This window comes from Pseudomonas sp. URIL14HWK12:I5 (genome assembly GCF_900176445.1).
In the GTDB taxonomy this organism is placed as follows: Bacteria; Pseudomonadota; Gammaproteobacteria; order Pseudomonadales; family Pseudomonadaceae; genus Aquipseudomonas; species Aquipseudomonas monteilii.
In genome coordinates, this window is record NZ_FWXQ01000009.1 from 165,299 (window position 1) to 179,267 (window position 13,969).

Annotated in this window: 11 protein-coding genes; all 11 read left to right on the forward strand. The window is 63.9% G+C overall.

Annotated elements, in window-relative coordinates; genetic code table 11:
- The first annotated feature begins 31 nt into the window (after window positions 1-31).
- Window positions 32-979, forward strand: coding sequence for a LysR family transcriptional regulator (locus tag B9A31_RS20685; RefSeq protein ID WP_016714165.1), 948 nt, complete (start codon window positions 32-34; stop codon window positions 977-979).
- A 28-nt stretch (window positions 980-1,007) separates the two neighbouring features.
- Entirely contained in the window at window positions 1,008-1,955 is a 948-nt protein-coding gene (locus B9A31_RS20690; RefSeq protein WP_084297319.1) for a LysR family transcriptional regulator, read from the forward strand.
- A gap of 190 nt (window positions 1,956-2,145) precedes the next feature.
- A complete protein-coding gene (locus tag B9A31_RS20695; RefSeq protein ID WP_016714163.1) occupies window positions 2,146-3,687 on the forward strand; it encodes a UxaA family hydrolase in 1,542 nt (513 codons plus the stop codon).
- A gap of 35 nt (window positions 3,688-3,722) precedes the next feature.
- Window positions 3,723-4,781 carry an Ldh family oxidoreductase gene (locus B9A31_RS20700; RefSeq protein ID WP_084297320.1) on the forward strand — a complete coding sequence of 353 codons (1,059 nt, stop codon included), beginning with the start codon at window positions 3,723-3,725 and terminating at the stop codon, window positions 4,779-4,781.
- A complete protein-coding gene (locus B9A31_RS20705) occupies window positions 4,778-6,022 on the forward strand; it encodes a fumarylacetoacetate hydrolase family protein (RefSeq protein WP_371257718.1) in 1,245 nt (414 codons plus the stop codon). Before B9A31_RS20700 ends, B9A31_RS20705 begins: the two co-directional genes overlap by 4 nt.
- A 99-nt stretch (window positions 6,023-6,121) precedes the next feature.
- Entirely contained in the window at window positions 6,122-7,423 is a 1,302-nt protein-coding gene (locus B9A31_RS20710) for an MFS transporter (RefSeq protein WP_019098283.1), read from the forward strand.
- A gap of 73 nt (window positions 7,424-7,496) precedes the next feature.
- Complete coding sequence (locus B9A31_RS20715; RefSeq protein WP_025753034.1) at window positions 7,497-9,146, forward strand: VRR-NUC domain-containing protein; 1,650 nt, start codon at window positions 7,497-7,499, stop codon at window positions 9,144-9,146.
- Complete coding sequence (locus tag B9A31_RS20720; RefSeq protein ID WP_019099103.1) at window positions 9,143-11,401, forward strand: ATP-dependent DNA helicase; 2,259 nt, start codon at window positions 9,143-9,145, stop codon at window positions 11,399-11,401. The genes B9A31_RS20715 and B9A31_RS20720 overlap by 4 nt, the downstream gene beginning before the upstream one ends.
- A gap of 227 nt (window positions 11,402-11,628) precedes the next feature.
- The gene (gene xerC, locus B9A31_RS20725; protein ID WP_016714157.1) at window positions 11,629-12,543 is read left to right on the forward strand and encodes a site-specific integrase; all 915 of its coding nucleotides are present in this window, start codon (window positions 11,629-11,631) and stop codon (window positions 12,541-12,543) included.
- A gap of 279 nt (window positions 12,544-12,822) precedes the next feature.
- Window positions 12,823-13,656, forward strand: coding sequence for an urease accessory protein UreD (locus B9A31_RS20730; protein WP_019099104.1), 834 nt, complete (start codon window positions 12,823-12,825; stop codon window positions 13,654-13,656).
- Between the two features lie 9 nt (window positions 13,657-13,665).
- On the forward strand, window positions 13,666-13,968 hold the full coding sequence (locus B9A31_RS20735) for an urease subunit gamma (protein WP_003253929.1): 303 nt from the start codon (window positions 13,666-13,668) through the stop codon (window positions 13,966-13,968).
- The last annotated feature ends 1 nt before the right edge of the window (window position 13,969 follow it).

The following is a 13,969-nucleotide window of genomic DNA, read 5'->3' on the forward strand; positions in this document are numbered from 1 at the left end:
CCAAATCTTAATCAGCGATACCGGATTCGATATGTCTCGCTTGCCGCCCGATAACGCCCAGGCGCCTGCCAGCCTTGGCGCACTGAAAATCTCCAGCCGGCAGATCACGCTGCTCAATGCCTTGGGCGAATTTGGCAACCTGCGCCGCGCTGCGGCAGCGATGCACACCACGCAACCGGCGGCCAGCCTGTTGCTGCAACAACTGGAGGAGCGTCTTGGCGTACGGTTGTTCGAGCGTTTGCCAAGGGGCATGCAAGCAACGCTGTACGGCGAGGTGATGATCCGCTACGCACAGAACGCGTTGCATGAGTTCGAGCATGCCCAGGCGCAAATCGCCGAGCTGGCGCGCGGGGCCTTGGGCCTGGTGCGCGTGGGCAGCGTCATGGGGCCGGTGCCGGGCGTGCTGACCAAGGCGATACTGGCTTACAAGCACGACCACCCCAAGGTACGCATCGCCCTGGAAGTCGGTACCAGCGATACCTTGCTGCCCGCCTTGCTGCGCGGTGACTTCGACATGGTGGTGGGGCGCCTGCCGGACCAGAGCGACAGCCAGGCGCTGAACATCGAGCTGTTCGAAGGGGGTGAGCAGATGCGCGTGATTGCCCGCGCAGGCCACCCCTTGGCCCGCGCCACCGGGTTGCAGCTGGCAGACCTGGTGAGCCTGACCTGGATCCTGCACCCCATCGGCAGCCCGATGCGCCGCCGCGTCGAAAGCGCGCTGCAGGCCGGCGGCATGGTGCAGTCGCTGGACATCGTCGAAACCGCCTCGATCCTGGCAACCACGGCCATGCTCGAAGCCTCTGAAATGATTGCAGTGGTGCCCAATGACGTAGCCGAGCACTATGCCCGCTATGGGATGGTCGCCATCCTGCCGGTGGAACTGCCGCTGGCCATGGCCAACCTCGGTGTACTCACCTTGCGTTCACGGCCCCACTCGGTTGCCCTCGATACTTTGCTGCGCTACTTGCGGGCGCAATGACCTTCACCCAGCATGAGGCCCTGCGTCTATGCCGCCGGACATGACCCATTCCAGCTTTTGCAACTGGATTCGCTACAAGCACCTGGTGCTGATCGACACCCTGGCGCGCACGCGCAACATGCATGCAACCGCAACCCGCATGAACCTTAGCCAGCCGGCCCTGAGCAAGATGCTGCGCGACCTTGAGGAGCAGTTCGGCTTCGCCCTGTTCGAGCGCTTGCCGCGCAGCATGCCACCTACCGAACTGGGCGAGTACGTGGTGCGTTACGCTCAGGGTGCGCTGGCCGAGTCGCAGCAGTTCGTCGACCAGGTCAACCGCCTGCGCAACGGCGGGCACGGCTTTATTCGTGTTGGCGGTATCTTTGCCGCGACTGCATTGGTTCTGCCGCAGGCCATCGCCGCCATCAAGGCGCGCAGCCCGTTACTGTCGATTGAAGTGGTGGAGCACTCCAGCGATCACCTGCTGGCCATGCTTGAGCAGAACAAGCTGGACATCATGATCGGCCGCTTTACTGAGGAACGCTTCAGCCAGCTGTTCGACTTCCAGCCCTTGGAGCCCGAACCTTTCAGCCTGGTAGTGAACAGCGAGCACCCGCTCAACCAGCTCGACAGCACACCCCTTGAAGCGCTAGGCGACTGGCCGTGGGTGCTGTACCCGGTGGGCACGCCGATCCGCAACCGCCTGGAGCAGGCGTTCCGGGTGGCCGGTATCGCCACGCCTGCCGACAGTGTCGAGACCATCTCCATGCCGATGTTCCTGCAGCTGCTGCAATCGGCACCTATGATTGCCATGTTGCCGCGCTCGATGGTTGCCGCACAGCTGGCCAGCGGGCAATTCAAGGAGCTGCGCAGCCCCTTGCATGTACCTGCGCTGGAGTATGGTGTGGTCACCCGTAAGGAGGAACCGCTGAGCGCTTCGGCTGGGGCGTTTGTCGAGATCCTGCTGGAGGGTGCGCAGCGTCGCAGGGCCTTATAGAGATAGCCCCGAGGCCGTGTAGCGCAGCCCTCATGGCCTCACAGGTGATTGATAATCAGGTGCTGAAATCCTCTTGCGATAACCTCAGGTTATCGCTTGATCGGATCATCTCATTGGGAATGCCACGCAAGGCTTCTTAAAGTGGCCACAGCCATAACAAGAAGTCAGCCGCACCGCCCTGAGAGGTCCCATGCAACTGATTGCCAAATCCGGTGACCCTGCCGTCATCCGCCTGAACCCGCTGGACAATGTACTGATCGCCCGTCAGCCGCTGCCGCAAGGCCTGCGCCTGGAGGCCGAGGCGATTACCGTGCGCCAGCCTATCCCCTCGGGCCACAAGCTCGCCACGGTTCGTGTGGAGCAGGGCCAGCCGCTGCGCCGGTACGGCCAGATCATCGGTTTTGCATCGCAGGCCATCGATGCCGGCGACCATGTGCATGTGCACAACGTCCAGATGGGTGACTTTGCCCGCGACTATGCCTTCGGTGTCGATACCCGCAGCCAGCCGGGCAGCGCAGCGCAGTTCCAAGGCATTGTGCGCGCCGATGGCCGGGTCGCTACCCGCAACTACATCGGTATTCTCACGTCGGTGAACTGCTCGGCCACGGTAGCCCGGGCGGTGGCCGACCATTTCCGCCGCGACATCCACCCCGAAGCGCTTGCCGATTACCCGAACATCGACGGGGTGGTGGCCCTGACCCACGGTGCCGGCTGCGCCGTGGACCCCAGCGGCGAAGCCCTTGGCCTGCTGCGCCGAACCCTGGCCGGGTACGCCGTGCATCCCAACTTCGCTGCCGTGCTGATCATCGGCCTGGGCTGCGAAACCAACCAGATTGAAAGCCTGCTGGAAACCCAGGGCCTGCAGGCCAGCGCACAGTTGCGTGCCTTCACGATCCAAGGCATCGGTGGCACCTCGAAAACCATCGCGGCAGGCATCGAGCAGGTTCGCAGCCTGCTGGCCGAGGCCAACCAGGTGAGGCGTCAACCGGTCAGCGCACAGCATCTGGTAGTCGGCCTGCAATGCGGCGGCTCCGATGGCTACTCGGGGATTACCGCCAACCCCGCACTGGGCAATGCGGTTGACCGCTTGGTGGCCGCCGGTGGTACCGCGATCCTTTCCGAAACCCCGGAAATCTACGGCGCCGAGCACTTGCTGACGCGCCGCGCAGTCAGCCGTGAGGTGGGTGAGAAGCTGGTGGCGCGCATTCGCTGGTGGGAAGACTACTGCCAGCGCATGAACGCCGAACTGAACAACAACCCTTCGGCCGGTAACAAGGCAGGCGGGCTGACCACCATCCTCGAGAAATCCTTGGGCGCGGTGGCCAAGGCGGGTTCCAGCAACCTGGTCGACGTGTATCAGTATGCCGAAGCCGTGCGCGCACAAGGCCTGGTGTTCATGGACACCCCCGGCTACGACCCGGTCTCGGCCACCGGCCAGGTGGCCGGCGGGGCCAACCTGATCGCCTTCACCACCGGTCGAGGCTCGGCTTACGGCTGTGCCCCCGCGCCGTCGATCAAGTTGGCTACCAACAACCGGGTGTTCGAGCACCAGCAAGAAGACATGGACGTCAATTGCGGTGGCATTGCCGATGGCTCCACCAGCATCGAGGAGCGGGGTGCGTACATCTTCGATCAGATGCTGCGCATTGCCTCCGGGGCGCGCAGCAAGAGCGAACAGCACGGCTATGGGCAGAACGAATTCGTGCCCTGGCAGATTGGCGCCGTGACCTGATCGTCCGCTCCCGTCCCATTTTCGAGGCAACCGTAATGACCCAACCCACACGTTACAACGTGCAAGCGCTAACCGCCTTTGTCGAGCAACTGTTCGTAAAAGCCGGTGCCGATAGCGAAGTCGCCCAAGTGGTCACCCGGGTGCTGCTCGAAGGCGAACTGCTCGGGCACCGCACCCATGGCCTGAACCTGGTCAGCCGTTACATCGATGGCATCCTCAGCGGGCAGGTCAAGGCCCGCGCACAGGCGCTGGAGCACGTGTCGGACAGTGGTATTTCCAGCGTGTTCGATGGCCACTATGTACTGGGGCCATACTGCGTCAGCCGTGCACTGGACTGCGCAGCCAAAGGTGCAACCGCGCAGGGCATCGGTATCGCCGTGGTGCGCCGGGCTTCGCACATAGGTTGCCTGGCCGCCTACCTGAAGCCCTATACCGACCAAGGCCTGGTGGCCATGGTCTACTCGTCGGACCCGTCTGTGGCGTTGGTCTGCGCCCATGGCGGTATCGACCCCGTGTACACCCCCAACCCGATTGCTGCCGGTGTACCGACCCAGGGCGAGCCGATACTGCTGGACGTCAGCATGTCCACTGTCACCCTCGGGTTGGTGGGCCAATGCCGCGATGCCGGCAGCCGCCTGCCGCACCCGGTGCTGTTGAGCAACGACGGGCAACTGAGTGACGACCCGCGCGATTTTTTCACTACCCCGCCAGGCAGCATCCTGCCTCTGGGGGGGCAGGCCTTTGGTCACAAAGGCTTCGCCTTGGCGCTGCTGGTCGAAGCCCTGACCTCGGGCCTGGCCGGTCATGGACGCAAGGACGAACCCACCCAGTGGGGCGCCTCGGCCACTGCCGTGGTCATTGACCCGCGCTTCTTCGGTGGCCTGGAGGCGTTCACCCACGAAACCAGCTTCCTTGGCCGCCTGATTCTGGCAAGCCGCCCGCTCGATCCCGAACGCCCGGTACGCCTGCCCGGGCAAGCCGGCCTTGCCCTGCGTCGCCAGGCACTGGCGCAGGGCGTAAGCCTGTCGCCGCAGTTGATGGCCGACCTCGACCGCCTGGCCGGGCTGATGGAACTGCCGACATTTTCCCAATGATGCACAGTAAGGGTACACAGATGACTGATGATCGATCGAACACCCATCAACCGCTACCGCTAAGTTTTGATGCCAGCGTGTTCGACAGTGGCAGTTGGGTAGGGCGCGTCTGGTTGCCGGAACAGGGGCCGGCGGTGGTGCGGGTGAAGGCTGGCGCCGTCTACGATATCAGCAGCCATGTGGCGACGGTCTCGGCGCTGCTTGAAGTGGATGACCCGGCCGCATACCTGCGTGCCTTGCCGTTGGCCGAGCCGCTCATTGCGCTACCGGCGTTACTGGCCAACAGCGACCCCGCCCGGCGCGACCCGCGCCAGCCATGGCTGTTGGCACCCATCGACCTTCAGGCGGTGAAGGCCGCGGGTGTGACCTTCGCCACCAGCCTGCTGGAGCGTGTGGTGGAAGAGCAGGCCAAGGGTGACCCGGCCAAGGCCGATGCGATCCGTGACACCTTGGCCAGCCGCATTGGCGCCGACCTTTCGCAGATCGTGCCGGGTTCGGCTCAAGCCGAAGCGCTGCGCAAGGTGCTGGTGGAGCAGGGCCTGTGGTCGCAATATCTGGAAGTGGGCATTGGCCCGGATGCCGAAGTATTCACCAAGGCCCAGCCGCTGTCGGCGGTTGGCCATGGCGCGGACATCGGCATCCACCCCAAGTCCAGCTGGAACAACCCGGAGCCGGAAGTGGTGCTGGCGGTGTCGAGCGATGGCAGTATCAAGGGCGCCATGCTCGGCAACGACGTCAACCTGCGCGACTTCGAAGGGCGCAGTGCCTTGCTGCTGTCCAAAGCCAAGGACAACAACGCCTCCACTGCATTGGGGCCGCTGCTGCGGCTGTTTGACGAAAGCTTCGGGCTGGACGACGTTCGCACTGCCGAGGTGGACCTGCGGGTGGAGGGTGAAGACGGTTTCGTCCTGTCGGGTCGCAGCTCCATGCGCCAGATCAGCCGCGACCCCCAAGACCTGGTGCAGCAGACGCTTAACGAAAACCATCAATACCCCGACGGCCTGGTGCTGTTCCTTGGCACCCTGTTCGCGCCCAAGCAGGACCGCGACCAGCCGGGCAACGGCTTTACCCACAAGCCGGGCGATGTGGTGAGCATCAGCAACCCGCAACTGGGCACCTTGTGCAACCGCGTGACCACCAGCGACCTGGCACCGCAATGGGCGTTCGGCCTGCGCGCGCTGATCGACAACCTCGGCCGGCGTGGCTTGCTGGAGGTTGCAGCCACTGCACGCAGGCCCTGAACGACACGCTGCGCCAGGGAGGGGCGCAGCATCAACGAGGGATCGCCAAGGCGCTGACAGCGCGGCAACAATAATAATAAAGGTCGACACATGAACCCTATGAAGAAGTACCAGCGCATCACCGTCGTGTTCCTGCTGCTGATCGGCATCGTCAACTACCTGGACCGCAGTGCGCTGTCGATCGCCAACACCTCCATCCAGAAAGACATGATGATCAGCCCTTCGCAGATGGGCATTCTGTTGTCGGCGTTTTCCATCGCCTATGCCTTTGCCCAACTGCCGATGGGCATGATCATCGACCGCCTGGGCAGCAAGATCGCCCTCGGTGCCTCGTTGCTGGGCTGGTCGGTTGCCCAGGCTGCGTTCGGCATGGTCAGCAGTTTTGCCGGTTTCATGGGCCTGCGGGTATTGCTGGGGATTGGCGAGGCGCCGATGTTCCCGTCGGCCGCCAAGGCTTTGTCGGAGTGGTTCGATGCCAACGAACGCGGCACGCCAACCGGCGTGGTGTGGTCGTCGACCTGCCTTGGTCCCTGTCTGGCACCGCCGTTGCTGACGCTGTTCATGGTCAACTTCGGCTGGCGCGGCATGTTCATCATTACAGGCGTGATCGGCGTGGTACTGGCGGTGTGCTGGCTGAGCTTCTACAAAAGCAAGGCGCGATACCTGGCCGAGCTGGCAGCCGAAGGCAAGCCGCTGCCGGGGGAGCACCAGGCGCCCGCGTCCTCGGTGCACGCGCCGAAGCCTTCTTACTTTGCCGGCTGGCTCGACCTGTTCAAGCACCGCAGCACCTGGGGGGCGGTACTGGGCTTCATGGGTGTGATCTACATGCTGTGGCTGCACTTGACCTGGTTGCCGGGTTACTTCGAGCGTGAGCACGGCCTGGACCTGTACAAGACCGCCTGGGTCGTGTCGCTGGCCTACGGTTTTGGCGCGGCAGGTACTATCGTTGCCGGCCGCTTCTGCGACTGGCTGGTAAAACGTGGCATGAGTGTGCTGGGCAGCCGCAAGTTCAGTGTCATCACCGGCCTGGTGCTGGCAGCACTGTTCACCTTGCCGCTGTCGTTCGTCACCGGCCTGACCGGCTGCATCATCCTGCTGTGCCTGGCGCTGTTCAGCATCAACATGGCCAGCGCAACCGCCTGGATGATCGTCAACACCATCGTCGACAGCCAGCGCGTGGCCTCGTTTGGTTCGATCCAGAACTTCGGCGGTTACATCGCCGGCTCTGTCGCGCCGATCGTGACCGGCTTCAGCATCCAGTATTCGGGCTCGTTCACCACGGCGTTCATGATCAGTGCGGTGGTGGCGCTGTGCTCGGCGGTGGCTTACTTCCTGCTGCTGCAGGCGCCGCTTGGCAGCGTGAAGGCCGAGGCGGGGGACATGGTCACCGCGACGGAGTGACCCACGGTACTTGCCAGGCGCGCTGGTCTGTATGTATAACCAGTGGTTGTTCCAGCCGCCTGACTCTGTACTTGTGATCGCTCATTCCGTCGACGACCCGTTCTACTACCTGCACAATTTCCGCCAGGTGCTGCTGTGGGTAGAACAGCGCTACCAGGACCTGCTCGATGACCAGGAGCTGGCGTTCATCCAGGCCTTCAATCAACTGGAGGCACCCGCTCAGGCCTTGATGGTGCGCATGGTCATGCGCAAGGGCGAGTTGTTTCGCAGCGACCGGCTGGACTACGTCGAAATCGGCGATACCGCGCTGGCGCTGCAGCCGTTGCAGGCCCTCGGCTGGGTACGGGAGCCCGAGCAACTGGCACTGGAGCAACTGTTCGCCTTGCTGCGCAAAGACGAGCTGGCCCGTTGCTTCGCCCCGCAATTGAGCCGCCCCCGCGCCGCCAAGCAGGATCTGCTGGCACAGCTGCAACCCTTGGAGCTGGCTGCCCGACCTCTGAGCGAGTGGTTCCCTGACAGCGAGGTACGCATTGTCCAGTGGTGCCTGCAGCCCCTGTGCGACCGCATGCGTCTGCTGTTCTTCGGCAACCTGTACCAGGACTGGTCTGACTTCGTCCTCGCTGACCTGGGGGTACTGCGTTACGAGCAGGTACCGTTCAGCACCGATTCACGTGCCTTGCAGCAACGTGCCGAAGTCGACCTGGCCATGGCGCTGCACCAGTGCGCCGAGCGCCTGGAGCAGGGCGGCGACCCGCTGCCAATCCTCGCGGCGTTGCAGGGCCTGCACAGCGACAACCCCTGGCTGGCGCGGCGCCATGCGCGGTTGCAATTCGCCCTGGGCCAACACTGCGAGCGCCTAGCTGAATGGGACCTGGCCATGGCCGTGTATGCGCAGTGCAACCATGCTCAGGCACGTATCCGCCAGGTGCGGGTGCTGGAGCGCAGCGAACAATGGCCCCAGGCCCACGCATTGGCGTTGCAGCTGGCTGCGGCACCTGCCAATGCGCTGGAGGTGCAGGCGCTGGAGCGCATGCTGCCGCGCCTGGCGCGAAAACTCGGCGGCCCGCCACAGCGGCGCCAGCGGGTTGCGCCACTGGAGCTGATCGAACTCGAACTGCCCCGCGAGCACGCAGCACTCGGCGTGGAGGAAGCCGTGCGCCAGCATCTGGCACAAGCGGGAGGCCAGGCACACTACGTGGAGAACACGCTGTTCAACAGCCTGTTTGGCCTGTTGTGCTGGGAGGCCATCTTTGCTCCGGTGCCCGGCGCGTTCTTCAACCCGTTCCAGGCAGGGCCGCAAGACCTGCACGACAGCGACTTCCAGCAACGGCGCAGTGCGCTGTTCGATCACTGCCTCGGTCGGCTCGACGAGGGTAGCCATCGCCAGGCGATTCTCGACTGCTACAAGGCCAAGCAGGGTTTGCAGTCGCCATTCGTGTTCTGGTCCATGCTCAGCGAGGAACTGCTGGAGCAGGCCTTGGCTTGCCTGCCGGCGGCCCAGTTGAAGCAGTGCTTCCTGCGCCTGTTGCAGGACATTCGCAGCAACCGTGCCGGCATGCCCGACCTGATCCAGTTCTGGCCCGAGCAGGGCCGTTATCGCATGGTCGAGGTCAAGGGGCCCGGTGACCGCCTGCAGGATAACCAACTGCGCTGGCTGGAATTCTGCCGGCAACACGGACTGCCGGTCGCGGTGTGCCATGTACGCTGGAGCGAAACACCTTGAGCTACAGTGTGGCGGTGCGCGCCTTGTGCGAGTTCAGTGCCAAGGTCGGTGACCTGGACCTGCGCTTCACCCCGTCGCCCACCGCTCAAGAGGGCATTGAAGGGCACCAGCGGGTGGTGGCACGGCGTGCTGCCGGCTACGAGTCGGAAATTACCCTCGAAGGCCAGTTCGAAACCCTCAAGGTGCGCGGCCGTGCCGATGGTTACGACCCGGCCAGCAATCGCCTGGAAGAGATCAAGACACACCGTGGCGACCTGGCGCGCCAGCCGGCCAACCACCGGCAGTTGCACTGGGCGCAGGCCAAGGTTTATGGCTGGCTGATGTGTCAGGCACGTCAACTGTCGGCCATCGAGGTGGCGTTGGTGTACCTGGACGTCGACAGCGATGGGCAGACGCTGTTCAGTGAGCATTTCACGGCTACTGAACTGCGGGCCTTCTTCGAAATCCAGTGTCAGCGCTTTCTGGGCTGGGCTCAATGCCAGCAGCAACGTTTGGCCGAACGCAATCAGGGCCTTCAGGCACTGAGCTTTCCCTACCCACAGTTCCGCCAGGGCCAGCGGCAATTGGCCGAAACCTTGTACAAGGCGGTGAGTACCGGCCGTTGCCTGATGGCCCAGGCCAGCACCGGCATTGGCAAGACCCTCGGTACCTTGTTCCCGCTGCTCAAGGCCATGGTGCCGCAGCAGCTGGACAAACTGTTCTTTCTCACGGCCAAGACGCCGGGCCGGGCGCTGGCGCTGGACGCCATGCGCCAGATTACCGATGCAACGCCCCAGCCCGCGTTGCGCACACTGGAGCTGATCGCCCGCGACAAAGCCTGCGAGCACCCGGACAAGGCCTGTCATGGCGAGTCCTGCCCATTGGCGGCGGGCTTCTACGACCGCTTGCCGGCGGCGCGCGAAGCGGCGGCAGCACTGCCGTTGCTCGACCGCGCCAACCTGCGTGAAGTGGCCTTGGCACATCAGGTATGCCCGTACTACCTGGGCCAGGAGATGGCGCGCTGGGTCGACGTGCTGGTCGCCGACTACAACTACTACTTCGATGCGCATGCGCTGCTGTACAGCCTTGCCCAGCTCAACCAGTGGCGCGTTGCCGTGCTGGTGGACGAAGCGCACAACCTGGTCGAGCGTGGGCGCGGCATGTACAGCGCCAGCCTCGACCAGGGCCAGTTGCTGGCATTGCGCCAGAGCAAACCACCCGGGCTTGGCAGTGCGCTGGACCGGCTGAACCGGCAATGGAACGCGTTGTATAAAGAGCAGCGTGCGCCGTATCAGGCCAGCGAGTCGTTGCCCGAAGGCTTGTTGCGCGCCTTGCAGCAGTGCATCGGGTTGATTCAGGATCAGATGAACCAGGCGCCCGCGCACATGGACCCGCAGGTGTTGCAGTTCTTCTACCACGCCTTGCAATTCACCCGGGTGGCCGAGCTGTTCGACGAGCACTTCCTGTTCGACATCAGCCAGCGCCAGGGCCCACGCAAGCGCCGGCTGGCCACGCTGTGCCTGCGCAATGTCACCCCGGCGCGCTTGCTGGCCCCGCGCATGCAGGCGGCGCGTAGCGTGACGCTGTTTTCCGCCACACTGAGCCCGCGGCATTTCTACAGCGACCTGCTGGGCATGCCAGCCGACACCGCCTGGCTGGAAGTGGCCGCGCCGTTTCGCGCAGAGCAACTTGAGGTGCGGATTGCCAGCCAGGTGTCTACCCGTTACCAGCAGCGTCACGCCTCTCTGGCGCCAATCGTCGAGCTGATTGCCCGGCAGTATGAGCGGATGCCGGGCAACTACCTGGCCTTCTTCAGCAGTTTCGAATACCTGCAGCAGGTGGCAGGGCTGTTGGCAGAGCAGCATGCGCAGATTCCGCAATGGGCACAGGAACCGGGCATGGACGAGGCGGCCCGTCAGGCATTTCTCGATCGTTTTGTCAGCGACGGGCAGGGCATCGGCTTCGCCGTATTGGGCGGTGCTTTTGGTGAGGGGGTGGATTTACCGGGCACGCGCTTGATCGGCGCGTTTGTCGCAACACTCGGGCTGCCGCAGGTCAACCCGGTCAACGAGCAGTTCAAGCAGCGCCTTGGGCGGCAGTTTGGTGCGGGGTTCGATTACGCCTATCTCTACCCGGGGGTGCGCAAGGTGATCCAGGCGGCGGGCCGGGTTATCCGAGGTGACCAGGACCGTGGCGTACTGGTGCTGATTGATGAGCGCTTTGCCGAGCCCCGGGTGCAGCAGATGTTTCCAGGGTGGTGGCCGACGGCCATTTAGTTGGCTGGCAGGCTTGGCGCCGTACGGGCGGCCCTTGACGCTGTAAATGGGTTAAGATCTGGCCCGTGTCAGTTATAAAATCCATGAATATCAAGATGATGGCACTTCTTCGGGTTCGAATGGCGTGCGCTTGAAACGTCATTGGCCCTCGTTCATCAATCGTTTCAACTTGCTTGAGATGCTGGCCAGCTCAATACCGGCCGCCGCTTCGCTACAGGATTCACGTTTTGTCCGATCTTTCCAACAATCCGCTGCTGCAGTACATGGCCCGCCTGGCCCCATCCAGCCAGCAAACCATGCGCTACATCCTTCAGGACGCCGCCGACCGGCTGGGCTTTGTCGACTGCAACATCGTCGATGTGCCTTGGCATCGGCTCGAGCCCGGCCATGTGATCGCGCTGGTGGCTGCCCTGCGTGCCGACGGATACGCCCCCAACAGCTCGTCGCTGTACGTCAACGCGATTCGCGGCGTGATGAACGAGGCCTGGCGCCAGGGCCTGATCGATCATGAGCAACTGTTGCGCATTCGCGAGGTCAAGCCGGCCACTGGCACCCGCCTGCCACCCGGGCGCAACTTGCGGCGCAGCCTGATTCGCGAATTGATGGACGTGTGCGCGGCCGACCCTCGGCCGCAGGGCGTACGCGATGCCGCGATCATTGCCTTGCTGTACGGAACCGGCATGCGCAAGTCGGAGTCGGTCGACATCGACCTGAACCAGGTCGATTTCGAGGCGCGCAGCCTGCAGGTGGTGGGCAAGGGCAACCACCAACTGGTCAAGTACGCACCACCGTGGGCATTCGAGAAGTTGCAGGCCTGGCTCGACCTGCGCCGCCAGGACCTGCCTGCCGGTGCGGAGGATGACCCGTTCCTGTTCAACCGCATCCGCCGTGGCAGCCACATAACCCGGGCGCGCATTACCAAACATGCCATCTACTACATCGCCCGCCAGCGCGGTGCACAGGTGGGGGTGAAGATCATGCCGCACGACTTCCGCCGGGCATTCATCACCCGGGTGATCGAAGAGCATGACCTGTCGATTGCGCAGAAGTTGGCACACCATGCCAATATCCAGACCACGGCCATCTATGACCGGCGTGATGACAACGAACGCCGCCGTGCGGTGGACCGCTTCGACTACTGAGTCTTGATGTGTTTGGGGCCGCTTTGCAGCCCCGATGGCACATCTGTTGGCACCGAAACAGGGCCAGTGCGCGCCCCCGCTTTGTGCGCCATTCCCCCGTATGCCCTGTGCCAGAGCGGCTACGAAAAAAGTTTCATCTGCCTTCACCTGCGGAGTTGGCCCGCAAACTGCTATATCCAGCCTGCGAATTTGATCGAGTGGTCAGGCCGTGCGCGCTAGCAGCCGCCCGCGCCGGACCCTCTAAACGGCCATCAGGCCACGGATTTCAGGGGCCGCAGGATGTCGCTCGCGGAGCAGATCGAACAACAACAAGACGATGCAGGCTGGAGCGCCCACCTGCAGTTGCGCTTTGTCAGGCGCGACGACGTGACCCGCCTTGGTGCGTGGCGCCATTTCGGACCTCTTTTGGTGCAGCGGCCTTTCTATCCTGAAGGTGCGCCGTGCCATGTCTATGTGTTGCACCCGCCGGGTGGCATTGTCGCCGGCGACCGCCTGGAACTGGATATCCACCTGGAACCTGGCAGCCACGCGCTGCTGACCATGCCCGGCGCCAGCAAGTTCTACCGCAGCATCGGCCCCACCGCACGGCTGACCCAGCGATTTCGGCTGGCGGCTGGCAGCACCCTGGAATGGCTGCCGCAAGACAGCATCTTCTTCTCCGGCGCCCGCGCCAGCCTCGACAGCCGTTTCACCCTGGAACCCGGGGCGCGGCTGCTGGCCTGGGAAACCTTGTGCCTCGGCCGCCCGGTCATGAGCGAGCGTTTCGAGCAGGGCAGGCTGGACAGCCGTTTGCACATTGAACTGCCCGACGAAGTCGGCCTGCACGAACGCCTGCGCATCGAAGGCGGGCGCCTGGACAAGCTCGGCGGCCACCCGCTGCTCGCCACGTTCTGTGCGGCACCGGCCGACCAGGCGGTGCTGGAGCAGGTTCGCCCGCTGCTGGATGAACTGGACACCCCGGCCGGCGCGACCCTGCTGGGGTCGTTGCTGGTCATCCGTGTGCTCGACCACGACAACCAACACCTGCAACGCACCCTGCAACGTCTGTGGCATGTGCTGCGCCCGGCCGTCCTCGGCCTGCCAGCTTGCCCACCACGCATCTGGGCCACCTGAGAGAGCGCCATGGAGCTGACCCCAAGAGAGAAAGACAAACTGCTGCTGTTCACCGCTGCCTTGCTGGCGGAAAGGCGCCTGGCCCGTGGCCTGAAGCTTAACTACCCGGAAGCGGTGGCGTTGATCAGCGCCGCCGTGCTCGAAGGCGCACGCGATGGCCGCACTGTGGCCGAGTTGATGAGCCTCGGGCGCGAAGTGCTGACCCGCGAGCAGGTGATGCCCGGCATTGCCGAAATGCTCCACGACGTGCAGGTCGAAGCGACCTTCCCGGATGGCACCAAGCTGGTGACCGTGCATGACCCCATCGTCTGAA

Excerpts from the sequence above, each read along its gene's own strand:
- B9A31_RS20735 (WP_003253929.1), top strand. The coding sequence starts at position 13,666 with ATGGAGCTGACCCCAAGAGAGAAAGACAAACTGCTGCTGTTCACCGCT.
- B9A31_RS20685 (WP_016714165.1), top strand. The coding sequence starts at position 32 with ATGTCTCGCTTGCCGCCCGATAACGCCCAGGCGCCTGCCAGCCTTGGC.
- B9A31_RS20700 (WP_084297320.1), top strand. The coding sequence starts at position 3,723 with ATGACCCAACCCACACGTTACAACGTGCAAGCGCTAACCGCCTTTGTC.
- B9A31_RS20690 (WP_084297319.1), top strand. The coding sequence starts at position 1,008 with ATGCCGCCGGACATGACCCATTCCAGCTTTTGCAACTGGATTCGCTAC.
- B9A31_RS20705 (WP_371257718.1), top strand. The coding sequence starts at position 4,778 with ATGATGCACAGTAAGGGTACACAGATGACTGATGATCGATCGAACACC.
- B9A31_RS20710 (WP_019098283.1), top strand. The coding sequence starts at position 6,122 with ATGAAGAAGTACCAGCGCATCACCGTCGTGTTCCTGCTGCTGATCGGC.
- B9A31_RS20730 (WP_019099104.1), top strand. The coding sequence starts at position 12,823 with ATGTCGCTCGCGGAGCAGATCGAACAACAACAAGACGATGCAGGCTGG.
- B9A31_RS20695 (WP_016714163.1), top strand. The coding sequence starts at position 2,146 with ATGCAACTGATTGCCAAATCCGGTGACCCTGCCGTCATCCGCCTGAAC.